General features: G+C 59.5%; 23 protein-coding genes. 14 read left to right on the forward strand and 9 right to left on the reverse strand.

Annotated elements, in window-relative coordinates; translation table 11 throughout:
* Positions 1–46: 46 nt before the first annotated feature.
* From ASD46_RS21660 to ASD46_RS21670, 3 genes are all read right to left on the reverse strand, one after another.
* On the reverse strand, positions 47–1069 hold the full coding sequence (locus ASD46_RS21660) for a LacI family DNA-binding transcriptional regulator (RefSeq protein ID WP_025595052.1): 1023 nt from the start codon (positions 1067–1069) through the stop codon (positions 47–49).
* Between the two features lie 368 nt (positions 1070–1437).
* A complete protein-coding gene (locus tag ASD46_RS21665) occupies positions 1438–3021 on the reverse strand; it encodes a DHA2 family efflux MFS transporter permease subunit (protein ID WP_013762324.1) in 1584 nt (527 codons plus the stop codon).
* A gap of 30 nt (positions 3022–3051) precedes the next feature.
* Entirely contained in the window at positions 3052–4257 is a 1206-nt protein-coding gene (locus tag ASD46_RS21670) for an HlyD family secretion protein (RefSeq protein WP_019566960.1), read from the reverse strand.
* Positions 4258–4417: 160 nt separating this feature from the next.
* Here ASD46_RS21670 and ASD46_RS21675 point away from each other — a divergent pair, with 160 nt between their 5' ends.
* The 5 genes from ASD46_RS21675 (at position 4418) to lysS (ending at position 11427) form a co-directional block, all read left to right on the forward strand.
* Entirely contained in the window at positions 4418–5104 is a 687-nt protein-coding gene (locus tag ASD46_RS21675; protein ID WP_003516212.1) for a TetR/AcrR family transcriptional regulator, read from the forward strand.
* A gap of 182 nt (positions 5105–5286) precedes the next feature.
* On the forward strand, positions 5287–6045 hold the full coding sequence (locus ASD46_RS21680; RefSeq protein ID WP_060642669.1) for a TerC family protein: 759 nt from the start codon (positions 5287–5289) through the stop codon (positions 6043–6045).
* A gap of 236 nt (positions 6046–6281) precedes the next feature.
* Entirely contained in the window at positions 6282–8054 is a 1773-nt protein-coding gene (locus tag ASD46_RS21685) for an SLC13 family permease (RefSeq protein WP_003516208.1), read from the forward strand.
* Between the two features lie 212 nt (positions 8055–8266).
* A complete protein-coding gene (gltX, locus tag ASD46_RS21690) occupies positions 8267–9724 on the forward strand; it encodes a glutamate--tRNA ligase (protein ID WP_013762321.1) in 1458 nt (485 codons plus the stop codon).
* A gap of 203 nt (positions 9725–9927) precedes the next feature.
* Positions 9928–11427 (forward strand): lysine--tRNA ligase, encoded by a 1500-nt coding sequence (gene lysS, locus ASD46_RS21695; RefSeq protein WP_013762320.1) that lies wholly within the window; start codon positions 9928–9930, stop codon positions 11425–11427.
* A gap of 251 nt (positions 11428–11678) precedes the next feature.
* Here the strand turns inward: lysS and ASD46_RS21700 are convergent, their stop codons facing one another.
* On the reverse strand, positions 11679–12569 hold the full coding sequence (locus tag ASD46_RS21700) for a hypothetical protein (protein WP_025595055.1): 891 nt from the start codon (positions 12567–12569) through the stop codon (positions 11679–11681).
* Positions 12570–12883: 314 nt separating this feature from the next.
* Between ASD46_RS21700 and ASD46_RS21705 the strand changes: the two genes are divergently transcribed.
* The 5 genes from ASD46_RS21705 (at position 12884) to ASD46_RS21725 (ending at position 16654) form a co-directional block, all read left to right on the forward strand.
* Positions 12884–13774: a metal ABC transporter substrate-binding protein gene (locus ASD46_RS21705; RefSeq protein WP_013762318.1), complete on the forward strand. Its 891-nt coding sequence runs from the start codon at positions 12884–12886 to the stop codon at positions 13772–13774.
* Positions 13771–14679 carry a manganese/iron ABC transporter ATP-binding protein gene (locus ASD46_RS21710; RefSeq protein WP_025595056.1) on the forward strand — a complete coding sequence of 303 codons (909 nt, stop codon included), beginning with the start codon at positions 13771–13773 and terminating at the stop codon, positions 14677–14679. Before ASD46_RS21705 ends, ASD46_RS21710 begins: the two co-directional genes overlap by 4 nt.
* A complete protein-coding gene (locus tag ASD46_RS21715) occupies positions 14660–15520 on the forward strand; it encodes a metal ABC transporter permease (protein ID WP_003516197.1) in 861 nt (286 codons plus the stop codon). Before ASD46_RS21710 ends, ASD46_RS21715 begins: the two co-directional genes overlap by 20 nt.
* A complete protein-coding gene (locus tag ASD46_RS21720) occupies positions 15517–16371 on the forward strand; it encodes a metal ABC transporter permease (RefSeq protein WP_060642670.1) in 855 nt (284 codons plus the stop codon). Before ASD46_RS21715 ends, ASD46_RS21720 begins: the two co-directional genes overlap by 4 nt.
* Positions 16372–16480: 109 nt before the next feature.
* On the forward strand, positions 16481–16654 hold the full coding sequence (locus tag ASD46_RS21725) for a DUF1328 domain-containing protein (RefSeq protein ID WP_003516193.1): 174 nt from the start codon (positions 16481–16483) through the stop codon (positions 16652–16654).
* Between the two features lie 58 nt (positions 16655–16712).
* On the opposite strand, the gene ASD46_RS21730 is transcribed toward ASD46_RS21725, so the two are convergent.
* On the reverse strand, positions 16713–17444 hold the full coding sequence (locus ASD46_RS21730) for an SDR family oxidoreductase (RefSeq protein WP_013762314.1): 732 nt from the start codon (positions 17442–17444) through the stop codon (positions 16713–16715).
* Between the two features lie 216 nt (positions 17445–17660).
* Between ASD46_RS21730 and ASD46_RS21735 the strand changes: the two genes are divergently transcribed.
* Complete coding sequence (locus ASD46_RS21735) at positions 17661–18434, forward strand: IclR family transcriptional regulator (protein WP_003516189.1); 774 nt, start codon at positions 17661–17663, stop codon at positions 18432–18434.
* 105 nt (positions 18435–18539) lie between these two features.
* Here ASD46_RS21735 and tal read toward each other — a convergent pair whose 3' ends face one another.
* Positions 18540–19505: a transaldolase gene (gene tal / locus ASD46_RS21740; protein WP_013762313.1), complete on the reverse strand. Its 966-nt coding sequence runs from the start codon at positions 19503–19505 to the stop codon at positions 18540–18542.
* A 206-nt stretch (positions 19506–19711) separates the two neighbouring features.
* Between tal and ASD46_RS21745 the strand changes: the two genes are divergently transcribed.
* Positions 19712–20698: a sugar-binding transcriptional regulator gene (locus ASD46_RS21745; RefSeq protein WP_003516185.1), complete on the forward strand. Its 987-nt coding sequence runs from the start codon at positions 19712–19714 to the stop codon at positions 20696–20698.
* A 66-nt stretch (positions 20699–20764) separates the two neighbouring features.
* Here the strand turns inward: ASD46_RS21745 and ASD46_RS21750 are convergent, their stop codons facing one another.
* On the reverse strand, positions 20765–21637 hold the full coding sequence (locus ASD46_RS21750) for a methylated-DNA--[protein]-cysteine S-methyltransferase (RefSeq protein ID WP_060642671.1): 873 nt from the start codon (positions 21635–21637) through the stop codon (positions 20765–20767).
* 131 nt (positions 21638–21768) lie between these two features.
* Complete coding sequence (locus ASD46_RS21755; protein WP_013762311.1) at positions 21769–22248, reverse strand: DUF2244 domain-containing protein; 480 nt, start codon at positions 22246–22248, stop codon at positions 21769–21771.
* Between the two features lie 37 nt (positions 22249–22285).
* Here ASD46_RS21755 and nth point away from each other — a divergent pair, with 37 nt between their 5' ends.
* Positions 22286–23068 (forward strand): endonuclease III, encoded by a 783-nt coding sequence (gene nth, locus ASD46_RS21760; RefSeq protein WP_013762310.1) that lies wholly within the window; start codon positions 22286–22288, stop codon positions 23066–23068.
* Here nth and ASD46_RS21765 read toward each other — a convergent pair.
* Entirely contained in the window at positions 23030–23767 is a 738-nt protein-coding gene (locus tag ASD46_RS21765; RefSeq protein ID WP_003516176.1) for a sulfate transporter family protein, read from the reverse strand. The genes nth and ASD46_RS21765 overlap by 39 nt on opposite strands.
* A gap of 295 nt (positions 23768–24062) precedes the next feature.
* Here ASD46_RS21765 and ASD46_RS21770 point away from each other — a divergent pair, with 295 nt between their 5' ends.
* Positions 24063–24896, forward strand: coding sequence for a MurR/RpiR family transcriptional regulator (locus tag ASD46_RS21770; protein ID WP_025595058.1), 834 nt, complete (start codon positions 24063–24065; stop codon positions 24894–24896).
* Positions 24897–24923 lie beyond the last annotated feature (27 nt).

Genomic DNA, 24923 nt, shown 5'->3' on the forward strand with positions numbered 1-24923 from the left:
TTTCCGGACGGAAAACCGGCGGCCACTTTTCCTGGAAATGCTCTCCTCAGGGCAGATTGTCCCTGAGGAATATGTCGATACGGATACGCTCCTGCGCGGCGATGACAGCGAGACCATCCGCGCGCGCTTTCAACACGCGAATGGCGCTGCGCACCTCATGACCTGCATCCTGATTGAGCACGGCATCGAGCACGCCTTCCCGCAGCGCATTGGCCGTGTTTTCGGTGAGCTCATGGGCGATGACGGATGGCGACCTTTCGCCCGATGACGCCCTGAGCGCCCGGATGAGGCCGCGATTACCGGCGCCGAGACTGTAGATGCCGGACAGCGCGTCGCTCGCAAGCGCCTTGGCGACCAGCGCCTCGACGGTGACGGGATCGTCCCGACCTTCGAGGACCGGCAATAGTCGCAAGTCCGGAAATTCGCTTTCGATGACGGAGCGGAAGCCGTCTAGGCGTTCGCGATGGTCGCGCACCAGCATGGAGCCGGCAACGACCGCAATATCGCCGCCGCGCCCGGACAGGAAGCGCCCCATGAGGCTAGCCGCCGTGCGCCCGGCCGCAACGTTGTCGACGCCGGCATAATGGTCGCGGCGCGAACCGGAGAGATCGGAAACCAGCGTGACGGTGGCGATACCATCTTCAGCCAGCCGGTCCGCGGCTTCGGCAACATCCTCAGAATCGGTGGCGACGAAGGCGACGCCCGACGGCTTTTCCCGCCGCGCGACTTCCAGCGCCTCCGTCAGTGCCGCGGCATTGAAAGGCGGCACCTCGATAACGCGGATCGCCGTGCGCTCCAGATGGGCGCGGGCGGCTGCGGCACGAACTTCGGCTCGCAGCGTCGCCATGAAGGAATTGTCGTTGCCGGGAAGGATGAAGACCAGCGAATAATTGCGACCCTTGGCCAAATTGGCGGCAGCGATATCGCGCACATAACCAAGCTCGGCAATCGCCGCCTCTACCCGCGCTCGAGTAGCGGCGTGAACGCCGGGGCGCATGTTCAGCACCCGGTCGATGGTGGCAAGGCTGACACCCGCCCGCTCGGCGATATCGTGAACTGTCGGCTTCATGTTTCCTCCCGTGCCATTTGAATATCCAGCTTTGCCGCCGTCGTAAACCGAAAAATGATGTACGTACCTCACATTTTCAGCAAGACGATGATTTCACTTTATTTCTACCTTTGAACTACGGGTGCGCGCCTTTGCCCGGCGTCATCCCTGGGCTTTTCCCAAGGATTTAGACACGTCAATAAAATCAACAGGCTGCAGATTATCAGGGCTGACCAACAACTTTCGTCATTTTAGCCTTGGATCAAGGACTTGGGCTTACTGGATACCGGCTCAAGACCGGCATGACGGAAAAGTATCGCGAAGCACACAAAAAAGGGGCCGTCATTTCCGACGGCCCCAGCTCTGCGGTGGATGGGAGGGGATTTTGTTCAGTGCGCCGCGTCTGGTGGCGGCGCTGCCTTGGGTTTCTGGATCAGCACGGTCATGAAGATCAGGCTGCCGAACAGCAGCGTCAGCGCGAAGAACACATCCGCAAAGGCGAGTATCCACGCCTGCTGCGAGACCATGCCGACCAGCTTCTTGATCGCGACGGAAGCACCGTCCAGCCCGTAGGAATCATAGTTCGCGCCGACATTGTTCAGCCACTCCAGCGCCTGTGGATTGGAATAGCTGACATGTTCCGCCAGCCGCACATAATGATCGTCGGTGCGTTGCGACAGCAGGGTGTTGATGACGGCAAGGCCAACCGCGCCGCCGAGGTTGCGGGTGAGGTTGAACAGGCCCGAGGCATTGCGGATGCGCGCGGGCGGAAGCGTGCCGAGCGCGATGTTGTTGATCGGCACCATGCACATCATCAGTCCGAAACCGCGCAGGACCTGCGGAATCAGCAGCTCGTAGAAATCCCAGTCGGTGGTCACATGCGTCATGATCCACGTGCCGCAACCGAAGCTGATGAAGCCGATGGCCATCATGATGCGCGGATCGAGCTTGGTGGACACCTTGCCGGCAATCGGCGCGGTGAAGAACATGGCAAGACCGGAAACGAACATGGTCTCGCCGATCATCAGCGCATCGTAACCGCGCACGCGACCGAGATAGAGCGGGTAGAGATAGGTCAGCCCGTAAAGCCCTATGCCCATCACGAAGGAAAACAGCGAGCCGATGGAGAAATTTCGGTCCGCAAAGGCGCGGATGTCCACAACGGGGAAGTCCACCTTGAAGGCACGCCAGAAGAACACCACCGCACCGATGACCATGGCCACCGAACCGATGACGATATGCTCGTCGTTGAACCAGTCCTTGTTGTTGCCCTCTTCCAGCACGTATTCCAGAGAGCCGAGGAAGACGGCCATGGAGATCAGCCCCCACCAGTCGAACTTCTTCCAGAGCGAGGTTTCAGGCTTGTCGAAATCGATCAGGCTCCATGTCAGGATGGTGACGATGATGCCGGGAATGATGTTGACTAGGAACAGCCAGTGCCAGGAGAAGGCATTGGAAAGATAACCGCCGACCGTGGGACCGATGGTGGGCGCAAGCGTGGCGACGAGACCGATGATCGGCGAGACGACCGAACGCTTGGAGGGCGGGAAAATGGTGAAGGCGGCCGCAAAGACCGACGGGATCATGCCGCCGCCGATAAAGCCCTGGATCGCCCGGTAGACGATCATCTGGTCGATATTGGTCGCGGTGGCGCAGAGCGCGCTCGACAGGGTGAAGCCGGCGGCGCAGGTGGCAAACAGTACGCGCGTGGACAGGATGCGCGCCAGCGTGCCCGACAGAGGGATCATGATGACTTCTGCGATCAGATAGGATGTCTGCACCCAGGCGATCTCGTCGGAGCCCGCCCCGAGACCTGCCTGGATTTCCGCAAGCGAGGCGGAGACGATCTGAATATCGAGAATGGACATGAACATGCCGAAGACCATCGCGAAGAACGCGATGAGCCTGCGCTTGTCCATGGGTGGATCGACGGGAACAGATACCCCGCCTGTGCCGACAACCGTAGCCGCCATGATCTTGCCCTCAACGACGCCCTGGTTGGCCTATGGGTTAACGTGCGCCGTTTTCGTGTTTTCCGGCGCCGTGCGGGTATCCACATCGACGACGACGCTCAGGCCCGCACGCAGATTGTGCTTGGCGAGATCTTCCTTGGAGAAGACGATACGCACCGGTACGCGCTGGATGACCTTGGTGAAGTTACCCGTGGCGTTTTCCGGCGGCAGCATCGAGAAGACCGAACCGGAACCGGGCGATATCGACTGGACCGTGCCCTCAATGGTCTCGTCGTCGAAAGCATCCACATGGACGCGGACCTTCGAACCGGGCACCACGCGGGCCAGCTGCGTTTCCTTGAAATTGGCGTCGATATAAAGCTCGTTCAACGGCACCAGCGAAGCAAGGCGCTTGCCGACCGAAACGAGATCGCCCGTCTGCACCGCCAGATTGCCGATAACGCCGTCATAAGGCGCTTTCAACACGGTGAAGGCCAGATCGCGGGCCGCCTTGTCCTTGGAAAGTTGCAGCGAACGGATGGTGCTTTCGGCTTCCTCGCGCTGGGCGCGAAGAAGCTCGACATTGGCTTTCGCGGACGAGATCGCCGCCTCGCCGGCCACGACATTCGCCCTGGCCTGATCGAGCGCGACCTGCGCGCTGTCGGAAGCGGCAACGGTGCCGACATCCTTCGCCTGCAATTCGGTGGCGCGCTTCTGGGTGATTTCCGCACCGCGAAGGGCCGCATCCAGAGCGCCCTTCTGGGCAACGGCCTGTTCCTGCGCTGCCTCGCCGCCGATGATCTGCGCATCGATGCGCTTCAGCGACAGTTCCTCGGTGCGGATCTGCGCGTCGGCCTGTTCAAGCGCGATGCGATAGTCGCCGTCATCCAGAGTAACCAGCGGATCACCCGCCTTGACTTCCTGGTTTTCGACAACGTTCACCTTGGCGATGTAACCCGAAACCTTGGGCGCGATGACCGCGATATCACCCTGAATGTAGGCGTCATCCGTCGAAACCATGAAGCGACCGTCGATCCACCAGTTATAACCGTACCAGCCGGCACCGGCGAGAAGGGCGATCGCAAAGATCGGCAGAAGCGGCGAACGCTTCTTCTTCTTCGGTGCGGCAATTGTCTGTGGCGGCTGTTGCGGCGGGGCCTCCACCGGCTTTGCCGGAGAGGTCTCAGCCTTGGCGGAAACGTCCGCCTCTTCCGCATCGTTGACGGCGCGAACCGCGCTATTCTTCTGGGCCGACATGAGATTGTACCGTGATAAATTGAAGAAAGTTTTTCGAACTGAACCGTTCGGTTCGATTGACATAATCCCTTTCCTGACACATATCAAGTGTAATCGAACTGATTGGTTCGACGTTCGGTTAATTTTTTTTACGCCATTGCAGTGCTAGGAACCGGTAACGATGGCAGGTGAAGACATGGATATGGAGACGGAAACCGAAACGGGCTGTCCGGGAAACCCCGCCGGGCGTTTTGCTGCGGGCGAAGACCCGGCCAAGCGTGAGCAGATTGTTGCCGGCGCCTGGCGCGTGTTCAAGCGCAAGGGCTTCGATGCCGCCAGCATGAACGACATCACGCGGGAAGCCGGCGTTTCCAAGGGAACGATCTATGTCTATTTCTCCAACAAGGAAGACCTGTTCGCCGCCCTTGTCGATCATCACCGCCAGGAATTCGCGACCTCCATGCGCAACATTCTGGCCGGCACCGAAGAGGTGCGCGACGGCCTGAAACAGTTCGGCAAGGCCTTCGCCAACAAGATGATCTGCTCCGAAATGATACCGGCCATGCGCTCGGTGATCGGCGTCATCGACCGCATGCCGAAGCTGGCGCAGCGTTTCTTCATCGCAGCACCCAACAACGTGCGCACCGTTCTTCAGGATTTCATCGAGCATCAGGTCTCGCTCGGCCATCTCAAGGTCGATGACGTCGAACTTGCCGCCCGGCAATATATCGAGCTTTCCACGGGCACTTTCTTCAAGCTGCGCCTGTTCGGAGAACTCGAAGGCCCGGTTCCCGAAGAGGAGCTGGACCGAGTGATCGACAGCGCCATCATGGTGTTCATGGCGGCATACGGAACCGACAAGGCCTGAAAACATTCAGCAACGGGCGACCGGACCGGCAACGGCACGGGGCCTGATACGCGGTTTGCGCGAAATTTCGATGAAATCTTGCCTATCACAGGCGCGGTCTCCTTGTTTCTCGCGTATTGCGCTATAAATTCCACGAACCGAATGTTTCGGGTGGCCTTGTTGCTGAAAGGAAAAATTCCCTGATGGAGTCCGTTCTCCCTCTTCTGTCCGACCCCGCTGCCTGGGTGGCGCTGGTCACCCTGATCGTCATGGAGGTCGTGCTTGGCATCGACAACCTGATCTTCATCTCGATCCTCACCAACAAGCTTCCGCCTGAACAGCGCGAAAAAGCCCGCAAGATCGGCATCGGGCTTGCCTTGATCATGCGTCTCGGCCTTCTCGGCACTGTGGCCTGGATCGTGCAGCTCACCACGCCGGTCTTCGAAATCTTCGGCCACGCCTTCTCGTGGAAGGACATGATCCTCATCGCCGGCGGTCTCTTCCTGATGTGGAAGGCCACCAAGGAAATCCACCACAATGTCGATCCTGAAGATCACAAGGAAGACATGGTGGGCGGCCCGGCTGCGATGAATTTCGGCGCCGCCATCGGCCAGATCCTGCTGCTCGACCTCGTGTTCTCTGTGGACAGCATCATCACCGCCGTTGGCATGACACCGCATCTGCCGATCATGATCGTGGCCGTGATCTTTGCCGTTGCCGTGATGCTGCTCGCCGCAACGCCGCTCGCCAACTTCATCGAGCGCAACCCCACCATCGTCATGCTGGCACTCGCCTTCCTGATGATGATCGGCACGACCCTGATCGCCGAAGGCATGGGCTTCCATGTTCCCAAAGGCTACGTCTATGCCGCCATGGCGTTTTCGGCGCTGGTGGAACTGCTCAACATGCTGGCGCGTAACGCCAGACAGCGCAAGAAAGCACAGGCGGCCAAACCGCACTGATTGCCCCGACCCGTCATGCCGGACTTGATCCGGCATCCCTTCAGCCCAAGCCCTTGGGCTGAAGGGACACTTTCCGCCGCGCCGACGCGCGGCGGCTGATACCGGCTCAAGGCCGGTATGACGCGAACGTGTGGAACGCGCCGGCCAGTCGGAACCGCATGCCCCGCCTCGCGTTCTTTGACATCCCTACCGGAAGAGTCCGTCCCGCCGTCTCTCCTTCGAAAGCATAAGCAAGCATGACGACCGACCAGATCCTCGCCTTTACCGTGATCGCCGGCATGATGGTCGCGTTCATATGGGACAGGTTCCGCTATGATGTGGTCGCGTGCAGCGCGTTGCTGGTGGCGGTGGCGGTTGGGGTCGTGCCTTTCGACAAGGCGTTCTCCGGTTTCTCGGACGATATCGTCATCATCGTCGGCAGCGCGCTGATCGTCAGTTCGGCCGTGGCGCGTTCAGGGGTCGTCGATATGACGATCAAGAAATATTTCCCGGAGATGCACTCCAAAACCCTGCAACTGGCCTTTCTGATGATCGTCGTCGCCATCATGTCGGCCTTCATCAAGAACATCGGCGCGCTTGCCATCATGATGCCGGTTGCTTTCCAGTTCGCCCGCAAATCCGGCAGCCCTGTTTCCTATTATCTGATGCCCATGGCCTTCGCCGCCCTTCTGGGCGGGCTCATGACGCAGATCGGCACCTCGCCCAACATCGTCGTTTCCAGGCTGCGTGAGGAAATGACCGGGCAGAGCTTCTCGATGTTCGATTTCACCCCGGTCGGTGCCGGGCTGACCGTGATCGGCATCATCTTCCTGACCTTCGGTTACCGCCTGCTGCCGGTGCGCAACCGCCAGCAGGCATCGATGGAAGATATTCTGGACCAGTCAGCCTATACCGCCGAAGCGACGCTTCCCGCCGACAGCACATACGCCGACAAGCCGCTGCGGGAGCTGTTGAAACAGGCGGATGGCGACGTAATCGCCAGCACGATCCTGCGCGGACCCCGGCGTATCTCCCCCTTCCCCGATGTCAATCTGAAGCCGGGCGACACCATTCTTCTCGAAGGCAACCCGGAGGGCCTCGACCGTATCGTCTCGCAGGCCAAGCTGCTGCTGTCAGGCAAGCCGCTCACCGAGAACGGCCAGAAGACCGCTGACCTTATTTCCATGGAAGCGGTTATCAGCAACGAATCCGTTCTCAACGGGATTTCCGCGCGCGAACTGGCGCTATCCTACACCCGCGGCGTCAATCTGATTGCAGTCAGCCGTCGCGGCCAGCGCGTCAGCCAGCGGCTCTCCGACCTGACCTTGCAGGCGGGCGACGTCATTCTCCTGCAGGGCAGCCGCAAGAACCTGCCACAGGTATTGCAGGAATTTTCGCTGCTGCCCCTGGCGCAGCGGGAAATCCTGCTTGGGGTGCAGCGCCGCGCGCTTTTGCCCGTCATCGTGCTTGCCGCGGCCATGATTGCCGCCGGCAGCGGGCTGGTGCCGGTATCCGTCGCCTTTTTCGCCGCCGCCTTCCTGATGATCGTCGTCGGCGCGATACCGCTGACCGAAGTCTATAAATCGATCGACGGGCCGATCCTCGTCATGCTCGCCGCCCTCATTCCCGTCAGCGACAGTCTGCGCACCAGCGGCGCCAGCGAGCTCATCGCCGCCTGGCTCGGCCATGCCGCACAAGGACTGCCGCCCTTCGCAGCACTCGGCATGATCCTGTTGACTGCCATGGCGGTGACGCCCTTCCTCAACAATGCTGCAACCGTGCTGGTTATGGCACCCATCGCCGCCGGTTTCGCCACCACGCTCGGCTTTCGGCCGGAGGCCTTTCTGATGGCGGTGGCGATCGGCGCCGGCTGCGATTTCCTCACGCCCATCGGCCACCAGTGCAACACGCTGGTCATGGGTCCGGGCGGTTATCGTTTCAGCGATTATCCGCGCCTTGGACTGCCGCTGTCGATCATGATCGTCATTGCCAGCATTCCGATGCTGCTTTATGTCTGGCCGGTGAATTAGGGGCGGTTGACGTCCGGGCGAAGACAGCGCAAGCGCCATATTTCCTTGACGCCTGCGGCATAATATGGCCTAAGCCGATGCCGAACGGAAATATGCAAAAGTGCGTTCAACACGCCTTTCCGCACCCTTTCCCGCCGCATTCAAACGAAAACTTCGTGATAGAAGGGTGAAGCCGCCCCGATGTCACCACCCCGTCACGACGAGTGAATTTCATGACCACTTCCGGCGTTCGCGTCCGCATCGCACCTTCCCCCACCGGCGAGCCGCATGTCGGCACCGCTTACATCGCGCTGTTCAACTACCTCTTCGCCAAGAAACACGGCGGTGAGTTCATCCTGCGCATCGAGGATACCGACGCCACCCGCTCGACGCTGGAATATGAGCAGAAGGTTCTGGAGGCGCTGCGCTGGACCGGCCTCACCTGGTCGGAAGGCCCCGACGTCGGTGGCCCCTACGGTCCCTACCGCCAGTCCGAGCGCAAGCCGATGTACTGGCCCTATGCCGAAGAATTGCTGGAAAAAGGCCATGCCTTCCGCTGTTTCTGCACGCCCGAGCGGCTTGAGCAGATGCGCGAAGCGCAGCGCGCCGCTGGCAAGCCGCCAAAATATGACGGTCTCTGCCTCCACCTGAAGGCTGAAGAAGTGACCACCCGCGTCGCCGCCGGCGAAGCCAACGTCGTGCGCATGAAAATCCCGACCGAAGGTTCGTGCGATTTCCATGACGGCGTTTACGGCGATGTCTCGATCCCCTGGGATTCGGTTGACATGCAGGTGTTGATCAAGGCCGACGGCATGCCGACCTATCACATGGCAAACGTCATCGACGACCATCTGATGAAGATCACCCATGTGGCGCGCGGCGAAGAGTGGCTGGCTTCAGTGCCCAAGCACATCCTGCTTTACCGTTATTTCGGCTGGGACCAGCCGACGTTCATGCATCTTTCGCTGATGCGCAACGCCGATAAATCGAAGCTTTCCAAGCGCAAGAACCCGACGTCGATCTCCTATTATTCCGCGCTCGGCTACCTGCCGGAAGCGCTGATGAACTTCCTCGGCCTGTTCTTCATCCAGATCGCCGAAGGCGAAGAGCTGCTGACCATGGAAGAGCTGGCCGCGAAGTTCGATCCGGAAGCACTTTCCAAGGCCGGCGCCATATTCGATATCCAGAAGCTGGACTGGCTGAACGGCCGCTGGCTGCGCGAAAAGCTCACGCCTGAGGACTTCATTGCCCGCACGCTGGAATGGGCGATGGAAAATTCCCGCCTGACCGAAGGCCTGAAGCTTGCCCAGAGCCGCATTTCCAAGCTCGGCGAATTGCCAAACCTTGCCGGCTTCCTGCTTTCGAGCGACGTTGGCCTGACGCCCGCCTCCTTTGCCGGTCTCAAAAGCAAGCCCGAGGAAATCCACGAAATCCTCACCACGGTTGCCACCGATCTGGAAAAAATGCCTGATTGGAACGTTGAAGCCATCGAGGCCGAGCTGCGCGACATTGCCGAACGCACGGGCAAGAAACTGCGCGTCGTCACGCCGCCGCTCTTCGTCGCCGTCTCCGGTTCCTCGCGCTCGCTGCCGCTGTTTGACTCGATGGCGCTGCTCGGCCGCTCCGTGGTGCGCCAGCGCCTGAAGGTCGCTATTGCCGTTGTGGCCACGATGGTTGGCAGCGGTGCTTGATGCCTGCCGGGGCGGGTTTTAAATCCACCCCTCATTCCTGCGCTTGTCACAGGAATCCAGCCACGGCGCGTCGGCGCCGTGAAAGAATGAATTGAGGTCTCCCGCGCCAAGGACTTGGGCGCACTGGATTCCTGTGACAAGCACAGGAATGAGGGATACGGGAGGCAATTGTCGCCGCGGCAACGCCGCAACAGGATTGAACAATGAACGACAAGACAACCGAAACCACCGCCCTTTCCTCCGACGCCACCGAAGTGCGCCGCCAGAAACTTGCGCTGCTGCGCGAGCAGATCGGCGATGTCTATCCGGCGCATTTCCATCGCACGCTGACCAATGCGGAGCTGGCGGAAAAATATGCCGATATCGAACCGGACACGGAAACCGGCGACACGGTAACGGTGGCGGGCCGCGTTTATTCGTCGCGCAATTCCGGCATGTTCATGGATATCCATGACGCCTCGGGCAAGGTGCAGATCTTCTCTCACAAAGATACGACGCCGGAAACAGCGCGCAATCTTCTGCCGATGATCGACATTGGCGACATCATCGGCGTAACCGGCAAGGTGCGCCGCACCAAGCGCGGCGAGCTGACGATCAACGCCGAAGAAATCACCATGCTCACCAAGTCGCTGCTGCCGATGCCGGAAAAATGGCACGGTGTCTCCGATATCGAGCTGCGTTACCGCAAGCGCCATCTCGATATTCTGGCGAACGAGGACTCCAAGCTGCGCTTCCTGCAGCGCTCCAAGATCCTGTCCGGCATCCGTCGCTTCATGGAGGCCGAAGGCTTCCTCGAAGTGGAAACGCCGATGCTGCAGACAGTTTATGGCGGTGCGACGGCCGATCCGTTCAAGACCTTCCACAACACGCTGAAGATGGACATGTATCTGCGCATCGCGCCGGAACTGTTCCTGAAGCGCACGCTGGTATCAGGCCTTTCCGACAAGGTGTTCGAAATCAACCGCAACTTCCGCAACGAAGGCGTTTCCACAAGGCACAATCCTGAATTCACCATGATGGAGTGCTATTGGGCCTATGCCGACTACGAAGACATCATGGGTCTCGTAGAGCGTCTGTTCGAGACGCTGGCGATTGCCCTGCACGGCACGACCGAGGTGGAATTCCAGGGCCAGACAATTTCCTTCAAGGGTCCGTTCAAGCGCGTGCCCATGCCTGATGCGGTGAAGGAAGCGACCGGCATCGACTTCCTTGCGATCAAGACTGACGAGGAAGCCCGCGCCGCCGCCAAGGCCGCCGGTTTTGCCGTCGAGAAGGACTGGACCTGGGGCGAATGCCTTGCCTTCATCTTCGAAGAGAAGGTCGAAGGTACGCTTATCCAGCCGAGCCACGTCACGCATTTCCCGAAGGATATCTCGCCCTTCGCCAAGGAAGTGCCGGGCGAACCGCGCCTCGTTGAGCGTTTTGAGAGCTATTGCAATGCCTGGGAAGTGGGCAATGCCTTCTCCGAACTCAACGATCCCGAAGAGCAGCGCCGCCGCATGGTGGAGCAGCTTGAGCAGGCCCATGCCCGCGGTGAAAAGGACAAGCAGCTGGACGACGAATTCCTCGACGCCATCGATCAGGGCATGCCACCCGCCGGCGGCCTCGGCATCGGCGTCGATCGTCTGATCATGCTCCTGACCAACGCCCCCTCGATCCGCGACGTCATCCTCTTCCCGGCCCGCCGCAACAAGGCGGACTAAGGACACTCAAGCGAAGGCGGCCGCATGGCCGCCCTTGCCCTCATGCGCTCGGCCTCTACCGAACATTGCGTCCCTATAGCAAAATTTCCTGCTAGATCGTCTCATGGCGCAGACGCGCAACGGCTGGATGCCGGATCAGGTCCGGCATCACGAAAGAAGGCGCTGCGACGATATTTTACAAACGTCGGCACAGCCGTATCAATTTTCCAGATGGTTTTAATTCCGAGGTGTCAGCAAGAGCTCAAACGCTCCTAATGCCCCGCCTTCGCCTTTGCCGCGCCCGGCTCTTCGGCAGGCGCAACCTCACCCTCAGCCAGCTTCTCTTCCGCCGCCTGCGCGGTCGTTGTGCCTTTTCCGAAGATCAGTGATTTCAGATAGCTGATGCTGAGGATGCTGCCGCCATCGGCTTCCGGGGTCGAGGTCAGCAGTTCTTCGTCGGCTACGGGTTCGCCGTGGGCTTCCGCACCGGGTCCGCCCTCATGCGTTTGCGCCGGCGCAGCGTCGTGGCCGCCGCCGCCTTCGCCCTTGGTTTCGCCGTGTCCGCCCGAGCCTTTTGCGGCTTTTCCGCCATGCCCTTCGGGTGCGGCGTCCGAAGCGGGGGTTGCGCAGTCGGCGGCATCGCTCAGGCTTGCGGCCATTGCTTCGGCATCTTCCAGCGGCAGATCGATGCGCAGCCCGTAAAACTGGCCGCTGCCGTTTGATGCACCATCGTAATAAAAGGCGGAATAACGCTGGGCATCGGCGCCTTCGGGAATTTTCGCCGGGTCGGCAATGAAGACCACCTGGGCCGCGATGGCGCGGCCGCGCATTTCCGAGCGCAATTGCGGGCCGTTTTTATCCAGCACGGAAACCTGGACCAGATCAGGCTTCTGTTTGTCGTAAACTGCCCTGGCGACACGCAGCGCCGTTTTCAACCGGTCCGTGCCGTTGCCGCCGTCAGTACGAATGAATTTGCGGACCCACAGGGAACCGTTCTTGCGGATGTTGACTGTCTGGACTGCGTCGCAGGAAAGCCCGTTCGCGGAGGCATAGGTGGACCCGAGCAGCCGCTCGCTGCCGATAAACACGGCAGCAGAACCGGTCGCACCCGCCAAAAGCAGGATCCCGCCTCCGATCATAACGAGTTTGCGCGAAAACCGCATTCGTCCGAATACAGCCTTCACGCGCAAAATCCTGACATTCAGTACCCCGCCTATCGCCCTCACCCCGGAACGTGGCTCGAAGGATGAGGAACACACGCGGGATAAGCTCGGGACCTCGTTGTCCGAGCCTTGCGATAGTGCCGCTTTCTCATTGAAAAAAGTTTAATCCCCCCGGCGCCGAGCGGGCAAAAGCGCACCATTTTCAGACATTTTTGAAATCCGCTAAATTGCGAATGATTTGCAATAGCGTTGACAAGTGTGTTTCCATGACGGATGGTGTTGCGAGTTGATCGCAACAAAAATCGGTGACAGACGTGAATCTCCATAAAATCCGCCATGCCCTTTTTGCTTTTTCGCTTTTCCTGCCTGCTGCGGCTGTCGCGCAGGAAAAACCGAAGGTGGTGACCACCTTCACGATCATTGCCGATATGGCGCGCAATGTGGCGGGCGATGCGGCAGAGGTGGAGAGCATCACCAAGCCAGGCGCTGAAATTCACAACTACCAGCCGACGCCGCGCGACATTCTCAAGGCCCGCAAGGCCGATCTGGTGCTGCGCAACGGCCTCAATCTGGAATTGTGGTTCGAGAAGTTTCTGGCCAATCTTTCAGGCGTGCCTGATGTGACTGTCAGCGACGGCATCGAACCGATGGCGATCAATGGCGGGGCGTATCAGGGGAAACCCAACCCGCACGCCTGGATGTCACCCGATAACGCCTTGATCTATGTGGAAAATATCCGCAAGGGACTCGCTGGAATAGATCCCGCCCACGCCGAGATTTACGCCGCCAATGCCAAGGCCTATTCCGACAAGATCCGTGCCACCGTGCAGCCCATCCGCGATGAGCTTTCCGCTCTTCCTGAGAACAAGCGTTGGTTGGTAACGAGCGAAGGGGCGTTCTCCTATCTCGCCCGGGATTTCGGGCTGAAGGAACTGTTCCTGTGGCCGGTCAATGCCGACAGCCAGGGTACGCCGCAACAGGTGCGCGGCGTGATCGACGCCATGCGCGAACATAATATTCAAGTCATCTTCAGTGAAAGCACGGTTTCCGCCGATCCCGCCCGGCAGGTGGCCAAGGAAACCGGAGCGGCCTATGGCGGCATACTCTACGTGGATTCGCTGAGCGAGGCCGACGGCCCTGTTCCGACCTATCTCGACCTGCTGCGCGTGACGAGCAGCACCATCGCCAAAGGACTGTCTTCATGAGAATGGGCAGCAAAAAAAGCGGCGGCGGCCTGACGGTTCAAAATGCGACAGTGACCTATCGCAACGGCCACACCGCATTAAGAAATGCCAGCTTTTCCATTCCACGCGGTACGATCACTGCACTTGTCGGCGTCAACGGCGCCGGCAAGTCCACGATTTTCAAGGCAATCATGGGTTTTGTGCCGCTGGCCGCCGGTTCTGTCTCTATTTTCGACCTACCCGTGAAGGATGCACTCAGAAAAAACCTCGTCGCCTATGTGCCGCAAGCTGAAGAGGTGGACTGGAGTTTTCCCGTACTGGTTGAGGATGTGGTGATGATGGGCCGTTACGGCCACATGAACTTCTTCCGTATTCCGTCGAAACACGATCACGAGATGGTCGAGAGAGCGCTGACGCGCGTCAATATGCTTGATTATCGCAAGCGGCAGATCGGCGAGCTTTCCGGCGGACAGAAGAAGCGGGTGTTTCTGGCCCGCGCGCTGGCGCAGGAAGGTCAGGTTATCCTGCTGGATGAACCCTTCACCGGCGTCGACGTGACGACGGAAGAACAGATCGTCGCGCTGTTGAAGGCACTGCGTGACGAGGGCCGCGTCATGCTGGTTTCCACCCATAATCTCGGCAGCGTACCGGAATTCTGCGATCGCGCCGTCTTCGTCAAGGGTACCGTTCTCGCGTCGGGCAAAACAGCGGACACCTTTAACGAAGAGAACCTGCAAAAAGCCTTTGGCGGCAGCTTGCGCCACTTCGTTCTCGGCGGGGCCGAACTGCATGATGATGCCGATCCGCGCCGGGTGAAGGTGATTACCGACGATGAGCGGCCTTTCGTGATCTACGGAAAGAACGGCCAGAACGGACAAAATCCGCAGGCTCCGAAGGAAAAAGCCGATGATAAACAGCCTTCTTGAGCCTTTCACCTATGGCTACATGCTGAACGCCATCTGGGTCAGCGCACTTGTGGGCGGCGTCTGCGGCTTTCTTTCCGCTTATCTTATGCTAAAGGGCTGGTCGCTGATCGGCGATGCGCTCTCGCACGCCATCGTTCCCGGCGTTGCGGGCGCTTATATGCTGGGGCTGCCCTTTTCGCTCGGCGCCTTTCTTTCCGGCGGGCTTGCGGCTGGCTCGATGCTGTTCCTCAATCAGAAAACCCGGCTCAAGGAAGACGCAATCATCGGCCTGATCTTCACCTCGTTCTTCGGGCTGGGGCTGTTCATGGTGTCGCTGTCGCCCACCTCGATCAATATCCAGACCATCGTGCTTGGCAATATTCTGGCAATTACCACCGAAGACACGATCCAGCTTGCACTGATCGGCGGCATCAGCCTCATCGTACTGGCGCTGAAATGGCGCGACTTCATGGTGGTGTTCTTCGATGAGAACCATGCGCGTACAGTGGGGCTGAAACCGGAAGTGCTGAAAGTGATCTTCTTCACCCTGCTTGCCGCCTCCACGGTTGCAGCCCTTCAAACCGTCGGCGCCTTCCTTGTCGTTGCCATGGTGGTGACACCAGGCGCGACCGCCTATCTTCTGACCGACCGTTTCGAGCGGTTGATCCTGATGAGCCTCGTGATCGGCGCGACCACCAGCTTCGTCGGCGCTTATCTCAGCTACTTCCTCGACGGCGCCACCGGCGGCGTTATCGTCGTGCTGCAAACAGCGATCTTCCTTTCCGCTTTCGTGTTTGCACCCAAACACGGGCTGCTCGCTTCGCGCGCCAAAGCGCGCAAGGCACTGGGAGAAGCGCAATGAGCGAATATCTCGAACTCGCCATCCTGCCGTTTCTGCTGCCCTTCATGCAATATGCCTTCATCATCACCCTGATGATTGCCGTGCCGATGGCCATGCTCTCGTGTTTTCTGGTGCTGAAGGGCTGGTCGCTGATGGGGGACGCGGTTTCGCACGCCGTGCTGCCCGGCGTGGTGATTGCCTACATTGTCGGAATTCCCCTTTCCATCGGCGCCTTCACCGCCGGTATGATCTGCGCTCTCGGAACCGGTTTCATCAAGGAAAACAGCCGCATCAAGGAAGACACTGTGCTCGGCATCGTCTTTTCCGGCATGTTCGGGCTGGGGCTGGTGCTTTACGTGAAGGTGCAGAGCGACATGCATCTGGATCACATCCTCTTCGGCGACATGCTGGGCATTGCGCCTTCAGACATGCTGGAGACCGGGCTGATCGCGCTTTTTGCCACCCTGTTTCTCGGGGTGCTGCGCAAAGACCTGCTGGTCAATGCCTTCGATCCGCAGCATGCCAAGGCAATCGGCCTGCCCGTTCGCCTCCTGCATTACGGTCTGCTGATGGTTTTGTCGCTTGCCGTGGTCGGCGCGCTGAAGGCTGTGGGTATCATCCTCTCCGTCGCAATGCTGGTCACCCCCGGCGCCATCGCCTTCCTGCTGGCGCGGCGCTTTTCCGCCATGCTCCTGGTCGCCATCTCGGTTGCGGTTCTCTCTTCGCTTGCAGGAATATGGCTAAGCTTCCTGATCGACAGCGCGCCAGCCCCGACCATTGTACTGTTCATGAGCCTGGCATTCGTCGCGACATTCATTCGCACCAGCCTCAAGGCCCGCCGGATCGACGCCGCCAATGAAACGGTGGTGTAAAAGAACGATTTTTGCGGGCGCGTGGAACATTTTCCCCTTTTGCGCGTCATTTTCATGAGCTTGCCCTCAAGCGGCAAACTCATGAAAATTAAGCGAAAGGGGAAGCTCCATGCTGAAATGGGCTCTTATTTTCTTTGTTATTTCGTTGATCGCGGGCGTATTCGGCTTTACCGGCATTTCGGCAGCGGCGTCGGGCATTGCCCGTATCCTGTTCTTCATCGCCGTCGTGATCTTCCTGGTCTTCCTCGTGCTTGCACTGATCGCTGGAAGCGTGGTGGCGTAACAAAAAAGGCGACCGGCTTTTGGGCCGGTCGCCTTCTCCTCTCTCCCGTATAGAATTATCAGCCTGTCCAGCCACCGTCGATCACATGGATCTGGCCAGTGGTGAAACCTGCCTCGTCCGAAGCGAGATAGGTGACGAGTGCGGCGATTTCTTCCGGCGTGGCAATGCGGCCCATAGGCTGGCGGGCAATGAAGTCGGCCAGGGCCTGCTCGTAATTGCCGGTGGCGCGCAGGCGGTCGTGCAAGGACGGGCTATCCACTGTGCCTGGGCAAATGGCGTTGCAGCGAATACCCTTGGTGACGAAATCAGCAGCAATTGCCTTGGTCAAACCGACAACAGCCGCCTTGGAGGCGGTGTAGGCGAAACGGTTCGGCACGCCCTTTACGCTGGATGCGACGGAGGACATGTTGACGATTGCGCCCTTACCCTTTTCCAGCATGCCTGGCAGAAAGGCGCGGCAGGTGCGGTACATGGCCTTGGCATTGAGGTCGAAGGAGAAATCCCAGTCCTTTTCCTCGCAATCGAGAATGGTGCCGGAATGAACGAAACCGGCACAGTTGAACAGAACATCCGCATGGCCGATATCGGCAGCAAAAGCCTTCACACCATCGCCATCCAGCACGTTCAGAACCCGCGTTTCCGCACCTTTCAGGGTCGAGAGCGCCTGCTCGTTGATATCAGTGGCGATGACGCGCGCGCCGAGCGATATGAATCGCTCCGCCGTCGCACGGCCGATACCCTGGCCGGCTGCGGTGATCACCACTGTCCGCCCGTTAAAATCCTGCACCATGAATAGCCTCCCGCTACGGCGCACCCGCCCGCTGGGGCCGAGCCGCTGAATTTCGCCAGTGAATTTCATTGATCTCAAATATGGATCGACAATTCATATGTAAACGCGGTATTCATGTAACGTCAAGCAGGCTTGCGCAAAAGGGCAGCGTGCGGCAACGGTATTTAAAAAGTGCATTTCCCGCCAGGCAATCCTGCAAAACGCCACCGAGGCAAGATGACCGAAGACGACAGCGAAAGATATCGCGCCCCCGCCCTCGACAAGGGTCTGGACATTCTCGAGCTTCTCGCCCGCACGGATGGCGGGCTGACGCAGATCGAGATTGCCAAGGCCATAGGCAAAACCCCGAACGAGCTTTACCGCATGCTGGACCGCCTGGTGCGCCGTGGTTACGTACAGCGGCTGGAGGGTGACCGGTTTTCGCTGACGCTGAAAATGTTCGGGCTCGCACATTTTCACGCGCCGGTGCGCCGGCTGGTCTCTTTTGCAGCCCCGGTGATGCGCGATTTTTCCGCAAGCGCCGAGCAGGCCTGTCATCTGGCCGTTTACGACCGCGGCAGTGTTGTCGTCATCGCCCAACAGGAGTCCTCCACCTATTGGGCGATGTCCATGCGGGTGGGCGCGCAGATGAGCCTCTTCCAGACCGGCTCCGGTCATGTGCTGCTGGCCTTCCAGAACGAGGTACAGCGCAAGATCATGATCACCGAGCAGGTGCGCGGTGGCGGGGAAACCGAGCCTTCAGACCTTGAGGAGCGGCTGGCGGAAGTTCGCAGGAATGGTTTCGAATCTATGGACAGCATGCAGACCGCAGGCGTGCGCAATATCTCCGCCCCCGTGCTGACACTTGATGGTACCGCACTTGCCGTCATCACCTGCCCCTATATCACCCCGCTTGGCGGCAAGGCCCCGACGCGCGAGGCCTGCGAGGTACTGATCCGCGATGCGGCAAGGCGCATTTCCGAAGTGGCGACGGGTCAGGGAACCATCTGAGACGCACAAAAAAACGCGACCGGCAGGGACCGATCGCGTTTAAAGTGACTGGAGATTTCTGTATCTTAAACGCAAAGGGGACCGGGATGGTTCCCCTTTTTGTTATCAGGCGGCAGCCAGCGTCAGTTCCTTGCGGACCATTTCGCGCAGCGTTACCAGATCCTTGGCGAACAGGCGGATGCCTTCCGAGAGCTTCTCGGTTGCCATCGCGTCTTCGTTCATTGCCCAGCGGAACGCCTTTTCATCAAGCGACTGCAGCGGCTCGGCCTTCACATTGTCGGGCGAAAGCTTGCGCTCAAGCGTGCCGGTGTCCTTGTCCAGCTCTTCCAGCAGCGCCGGGCTGATCGTCAGGCGGTCGCAACCGGCAAGCGCTTCGATCTCGCCGACATTACGGAACGATGCGCCCATGACGACGGTGCCGATGCCATTGGCCTTGTAATAATTGTAGATGCTGCGCACCGAAACGACGCCCGGATCGGTCTCGGCAGTGTAGGTCTCGCCGGTCGACTTCTTGTACCAGTCGAGGATGCGGCCGACGAAGGGCGAGATGAGGAAAGCTTTGGCTTCCGCGCAGGCGATGGCCTGTGCCTGCGAGAACAGCAGAGTCAGGTTGCAGTCGATGCCCTCGGACTGCAGGACTTCCGCAGCCTTGATGCCTTCCCATGTGGAAGCCAGCTTGATGAGGATGCGTTCACGCTCGATACCGCGCTCCTTGTAGGAGGCGATGATGTGGCGTGCCTTGGTAATGGAGGCCTGTGTGTCGAAGGACAGGTCGGCATCGACTTCCGTCGATACGCGGCCGGGAACCAGACCTGCAAGGGCCGCACCGACGGAAATGGCAAGACGGTCGGCAACGGCCGCAACGACAGCGTCAGACTGGCCGCCCTGTTTCTTGCCCCAGGCAACGGCTTCCTTCACCGCATCCGCGAAAGCGGGGGTGCCGAGCGCCTTCAGAACGATGGTGGGGTTGGTGGTGCAATCCACCGGCTTCAGGCGCGCAACCGCCTCGATGTCGCCGGTATCGGCAACGACCGTGGTGATAGCGCGAAGTTGTTCGAGTTTGGACGTCATGGCGAATGATCCTTCATGATCTCTTGTAAACTTGCACAGCCGTCTTTTCGTTCCCGCACCATGGTGCGCCCAAGGCCGAAATCACGGTTTTGTCCGGCTCCGACTATCGCAAGCGGCAAGGTCGAAAGTCAAGACATTTGCGCATCGCAATTGACATAAGTTTCATGCCTGCGATACTCCGCCCCATAAAGAGAGTGACAAAAACCGTGGCGAAACTGAGAAGAGAAACCCATACGGCCTATTCGGAAGCGGCTTCGCTGAGGCTGCGTGCCGCATGGCTCTACTATAATCAGGGTTTGACGCAGAAAGATGTCGCCGAGAAGCTCGGCATCAGCCGCTCCACCGTCATACGCCTTCTGGACGAGGCGATGAAACGCTCCGAAGTACAGATCTGGATCAACGAGGGCATCGAGGATTTCGTCGAACTGGCCGGCAGGCTGGAGGCAGCTTATGGGCTGGATGAGGCGGTGATCATTCCCTCCCCCGGCCCATCTCCCGGCAAGGCGAATGCCGAAGGCACAGCCAAGGCCGTTGGCCTGGCGCTCGGGCAATTCCTTTCCGAAGCGGTGCCGAACGACGCCACCATCGGCGTCGGCTGGGGCCGCACCATGACCGCCTCGCTATCCAGCTTTCGCCCGCCGCGCCGGGAAAACTGCAAGGTCGTCTCGCTGCTCGGCGGTATCGTCGCCGTGCACCAGACAAACCCGCTTGATTACACCTGGCGGCTGGCAAGCGCGCTTGGGGCGGAATGTTACATGTTCCTTGCACCGCTGCTGGTGGACTCCGTCGAGACCAAACGGGCGCTGATTGAGAAATGCGGACTTGCCACGCTTTATGATCTGGCCGAAACGCTCGACCTCGCCATCGTATCCTGCGGCGATATCGGCCCGCATTCCACTTCGCTTTCGGAAGGTTTCATTTCGAAGGAAACGCTTCAGGAACTCATCGATGCCGGCTGCGTCTGCGACACCATGTTCAACTTCATCGACGCGGAAGGCCGCTCCGTCGATCACCCGATCAACGAGCGCGCCATGGCGATCGATCTAGACACGCTGCGCAAGGCCAAACACATCGTGCTCGCCTCCGGCGGGGCCCACCGCGCCATCGCCATCCGCGCCACCATCAAGCGCATCGGGTGCAATACGCTGATTACAGACGAGGCGGCGGCCAGAGCGTTGATGGAACTGGTTTAGGCCTCGACAGGCGACCCAGGCAGTTCCTCATTCATGCGCTTGTCACAGGGATGAGGGAGAGCTGCCTCACACCTTCCCCGTTTCCCATCCTAACATCGCCCGTTTGCGGGTAAGGCCCCAGTGATAACCCGTGAGCGCCCCGCTTTTTCCCACAGCGCGATGGCAAGGAACGACGAAGGAGACCGGGTTCGCGCCAACGGCTGCACCGACCGCACGAGAGGCAGTTGGCTGGCCGATATCGCAGGCGATGTGCGAATAGGTAACGGCGCGGCCCATGGGAATTTTCAGAAGGCTTTCCCATACCCGCACCTGAAAATCCGTGCCGAGCAGCACGACCCGCAATGGCCGGTACGCCGACCACAGCGTCGGTTCGAAAATACGTGCGGCATAGGGCGCGGTGGCTTCACGATCCTCGACATAATCCGCATTCGGCCAGCGACCTGCCATGTCCTCGAAACAGGCTCTTTCCTCGCCGGGATCGGCGAAAGCGCAGCCGGCAAGACCGCGATCGGTCACCATGACCAATGCAAGACCGAAGGGTGAAACATGGAAACCGTACCGGATCGTCAACCCACCGCCCTTGGCCTTCCATTCGCCTGGAGACATGGCCTCGTGGGTGACGAACAGATCGTGCAGGCGGCCGGGCCCAGACATGCCGACCTCGATCGAGGTTTCCAGCAGCGGCAGATCCTCTTCGCGCAACAGCCTTTTGGCATGATCGAGCGTTACGGCCTGCAAAAACGCCTTGGGGGAAAGACCGGCCCAGCGGGTGAAGGTCTTCTGCAATTGCGTCGGCGACTGGCCGAGCCTTGCGGCGATGGCTTCAAGGGAGGGCTGGTCGCGATAATCCAGCGTCAAAAGCTCGATAACCCCGCGCACAGTATCGTAATCCGAACCGATGGGGGTGATGTCTTCATTCAGCATGATATTGGCGTTCATCGCATGTCTCCTAACGCCTCACAGAAAACCATCAAAGCGCGTCGGTCTCCACCCGTTTCTTGCGCCGTACTCAGTTTCTGCCGAGATACCGGCCTCGAGCCGATTGACGGGTTTTAAGCGGAATTATCCGCTCACATCCGCCGCACCGTCGCCAACGCACCGCCGAAAGCCTTGGCGAAGCTTTCCCGGTCATCCGGATTGAGAAACGAGCCGATATCCGTTGCCTTGCCTTCACCCGTTACATGCATGGAGACGATGCCGATTTCCTCGTGCCGCTGAACCCTGAAGCGGGCCCAGAAGGGGTTGAAACGATGCTCGACGACGCGGCCAGTCGGGGAGAATTTGCGGATAGACAGGCTGGTGCGCGAGACGCTCACCTCTTCCCGCGCCTTCGCTGCCCGGTAATTGGCGCGAAAGGCGACATAAAGCAGCAGAAAATCCAGCCCGAGGAACAGGCCGACGGGCCATGCGCCAGTGGTGAGGAAAAAGCCGCCATGGAGGAAGCAGGCAAGCCCGGACAAGGCGAGAAGCAGCCGGAAACCCCTTCTTCCGAGCGAACGGTGCGGAACGAGTTCCGCCGCAAAAATCGGCTGATCGTTGAGCGTATCCACGTTGATTTCCTCAGGGCGGGCTGGCTATAGATAGGTCATGACAGTCGCCAAAAAACGATCCAGCACCCAAACATTGAAAAAGTCAAATGCGACATCCGCCCGCAGACCGGCGCGTGTGAAGACGATCTATTCGAAGAACGAGTTGAACGAGATCTTCCGCCGTTTCTCCATTCAGCGGCCGGAGCCGAAAGGCGAGCTGGAACATACCAACCCCTTTACCCTGCTGGTGGCCGTGGCGCTTTCGGCGCAGGCGACCGATGTGGGCGTAAACCGGGCGACGCGGGCGCTGTTCAAGGTGGCCGATACGCCGGAAAAAATGCTGGCACTTGGCGAGGAGGAGCTGATCGGCCATATCAAGACCATCGGGCTTTACCGCAACAAGGCCAAGAACGTTATCGCTTTGTCACAGATGCTGATCGACAATTTCGGCGGTGAGGTGCCGAGGACGCGCGAGGAGCTGGTGACCCTGCCCGGCGTCGGCCGCAAGACGGCCAATGTGGTGATGTCGATGGCCTTCGGTGTGCCCACACTCGCCGTGGACACCCATGTTTTTCGTATTGCCAACCGGCTCTGTCTTGCGCCGGGGAAAACCCCGGATGAAGTGGAAGACCGGCTCGTCCGCATCATTCCCGAAGAATATCTGTTCCATGCCCATCACTGGCTGATCCTGCACGGGCGTTATTGCTGCAAGGCGCGCAAACCGGAATGCGAGCGCTGCGTGATTGCCGATATTTGCAAGTCACCGGAAAAGACCTTCGATATTCCAGCTCCGCTGGTGGAACTACCCGCGCAATTGTTCGGTGCGGCCAGCGGCGAATGACGGATCGCGCCGGCTGACGGCCTTGTGCAGATGCACCATCATCGAAGCCGCAAAAAGCGGCGTCAGAAGGTTGAGGAAGGGGATTGCAAGGAACGCTGCAATCACCAGCCCGGCCATGAACACGGTTGTGCGGTGTTTCAGCCGGAACAGCCGCGCGTCAGCGGGCGAGCGGAAACGCATGGCCGCAAATTCGAAGAACTCCCGGCCCAGCAGATAACCGTTCACCAGAAAAAAGGCGATGAGGTTGACGCCCGGCACCAGCAGCAACAAAAGCGCAATCAGGTTGCCGGCAATGACGACGCCAAAGAACTTGATCGATGACACCACGGCCTCACCGATGGGCATCGCCTTGCCCGGCGGATCATCGGGATAGGTCTTTTTCTCCACGACTTCGGCGACATCGTCGAGAAACAATCCGGCAATAACGGCAGTGACCGGCGAGATCAGCAAGGCCAACGCCAAGGCCAGCCCGATCCCGGCGAAGATGGCGAAAACGAAAGTCAGCCATCCCGCCCAGTCAGGCACGCTGGGGATCAGCGTATCCACCCACGGCAAGGCGAAATAGATGAAGACAGAGCGGATGGCGAACCACAGCGCTGCCAGCACCAGAAGCGTCAGCCCCAAAACCTTCCAGAACACCGACCGGGTCTCGGTGGCAAAAAGATTGCTGAAGGCAAGCCTCGCCGCATTAAAAATCATTCGGAACTCCTGTGACGCCTCTCGCGTTTTAAACCGGCGTTCAGGAGAGATAGGCGCCGCCCATCCGCTCCGCAAGACAGGAATGAAGACGTCGCTGTTAGGAATTAAACCGCTGATGGAATTTCCCTTGAATAAAAGACGTCTCTAAAATATAATAATCTATCTATTAGAATTCGCATTCCGGTCCGGTGGAGGACAAGGCCGGAAAAGCTCGCCCCCACCGACAAGTCGCGGTTCGCACGCTCGCCCGGGCGCGCGGATGCATCATCGTTCATAAATATAAAAGAATGAGGCGTTGGTGGAACAGCTACTGTTGAATCTGACCCGTGCCATGAAGGCCGGTACGCCTTCAGAGCGCAAGATCGCCAAATATCTGATCGAGCATCTGGACGAATTGCCGTTTGAGACGGCGCAGACACTGGCTGCCAAGCTCAGTCTCAGTCCGATGACGGTTGGCCGTTTTCTGCGCTCGCTCGGATACAGGCAATTCAGCGATATTCGCATCGATCTGCGCCACGCCGAAGAGACCGCTGGCGTGGACCAGCCCGCTATTGTTGAAAGCGGCGATCAGAAGTCCAATCCGTTTTCGCAACTCCTTTCCCAACAGATCCAGGCCATTCAGGCTGCTTTCGAAATGACGGACCAGCCGATATGGCGCGTCGCCATGAGCGAGATCGCTTCGGCGGCAGATGTTTTTCTGGCAACGTCACCGGAAGGCCTTGGCACTGGAAGGCACTTTCACGGGCGGTTGCTGGAGTATCGCAGACGCGTGCACTTCCTCGGCAGCGACAGCGCCGCCTATATCGCCCTTTGGGACTTCGATCCCGCAGAAGCGCTTCTCATCCTCATGGATTGCGGCGGCAGCATCACGCCCTTGCAGAGCCTTTCTGCGACGGCGCGAAAGAGCGGCTACAGAACCCTGTTGATCACCACCCGGTTCTATGAATGGGGACCGGAAAGCGCCGATATCTGTCTTGCCATGCCGCACACCCAGACCGGCGGACAAGGCCTGCTGCAGCTCGTTGCGCTGATGGAATTCACCCTCTGCAGCCTGATTGCCGGAGCCGACGAGCAGCGCACGGCACGCATGAAAAACCTAACCGGCCTGAAACGCTCGCTTGGCATCTGACCCTCGGCGGGAGGAAACGGATCGCGC

It is taken from the genome of Rhizobium sp. Root491, from assembly GCF_001427205.1.
Lineage (GTDB): Bacteria > Pseudomonadota > Alphaproteobacteria > Rhizobiales > Rhizobiaceae > Agrobacterium > Agrobacterium tumefaciens.

What these genes read in the sequence shown, in the direction of transcription:
- ASD46_RS21750 (WP_060642671.1), bottom strand. Translation starts at nt 21,637, where the DNA reads ATGAACGCCAATATCATGCTGAATGAAGACATCACCCCCATCGGTTCG.
- ASD46_RS21730 (WP_013762314.1), bottom strand. Translation starts at nt 17,444, where the DNA reads ATGGTGCAGGATTTTAACGGGCGGACAGTGGTGATCACCGCAGCCGGC.
- ASD46_RS21710 (WP_025595056.1), top strand. Translation starts at nt 13,771, where the DNA reads ATGAGAATGGGCAGCAAAAAAAGCGGCGGCGGCCTGACGGTTCAAAAT.
- tal (WP_013762313.1), bottom strand. Translation starts at nt 19,505, where the DNA reads ATGACGTCCAAACTCGAACAACTTCGCGCTATCACCACGGTCGTTGCC.
- ASD46_RS21660 (WP_025595052.1), bottom strand. Translation starts at nt 1,069, where the DNA reads ATGAAGCCGACAGTTCACGATATCGCCGAGCGGGCGGGTGTCAGCCTT.
- ASD46_RS21665 (WP_013762324.1), bottom strand. Translation starts at nt 3,021, where the DNA reads ATGGCGGCTACGGTTGTCGGCACAGGCGGGGTATCTGTTCCCGTCGAT.
- ASD46_RS21765 (WP_003516176.1), bottom strand. Translation starts at nt 23,767, where the DNA reads ATGATTTTTAATGCGGCGAGGCTTGCCTTCAGCAATCTTTTTGCCACC.
- lysS (WP_013762320.1), top strand. Translation starts at nt 9,928, where the DNA reads ATGAACGACAAGACAACCGAAACCACCGCCCTTTCCTCCGACGCCACC.
- ASD46_RS21725 (WP_003516193.1), top strand. Translation starts at nt 16,481, where the DNA reads ATGCTGAAATGGGCTCTTATTTTCTTTGTTATTTCGTTGATCGCGGGC.
- ASD46_RS21670 (WP_019566960.1), bottom strand. Translation starts at nt 4,257, where the DNA reads ATGTCGGCCCAGAAGAATAGCGCGGTTCGCGCCGTCAACGATGCGGAA.
- ASD46_RS21680 (WP_060642669.1), top strand. Translation starts at nt 5,287, where the DNA reads ATGGAGTCCGTTCTCCCTCTTCTGTCCGACCCCGCTGCCTGGGTGGCG.
- ASD46_RS21685 (WP_003516208.1), top strand. Translation starts at nt 6,282, where the DNA reads ATGACGACCGACCAGATCCTCGCCTTTACCGTGATCGCCGGCATGATG.
- ASD46_RS21715 (WP_003516197.1), top strand. Translation starts at nt 14,660, where the DNA reads ATGATAAACAGCCTTCTTGAGCCTTTCACCTATGGCTACATGCTGAAC.
- gltX (WP_013762321.1), top strand. Translation starts at nt 8,267, where the DNA reads ATGACCACTTCCGGCGTTCGCGTCCGCATCGCACCTTCCCCCACCGGC.
- ASD46_RS21735 (WP_003516189.1), top strand. Translation starts at nt 17,661, where the DNA reads ATGACCGAAGACGACAGCGAAAGATATCGCGCCCCCGCCCTCGACAAG.
- ASD46_RS21700 (WP_025595055.1), bottom strand. Translation starts at nt 12,569, where the DNA reads ATGCGGTTTTCGCGCAAACTCGTTATGATCGGAGGCGGGATCCTGCTT.
- ASD46_RS21720 (WP_060642670.1), top strand. Translation starts at nt 15,517, where the DNA reads ATGAGCGAATATCTCGAACTCGCCATCCTGCCGTTTCTGCTGCCCTTC.
- ASD46_RS21675 (WP_003516212.1), top strand. Translation starts at nt 4,418, where the DNA reads ATGGCAGGTGAAGACATGGATATGGAGACGGAAACCGAAACGGGCTGT.
- nth (WP_013762310.1), top strand. Translation starts at nt 22,286, where the DNA reads ATGACAGTCGCCAAAAAACGATCCAGCACCCAAACATTGAAAAAGTCA.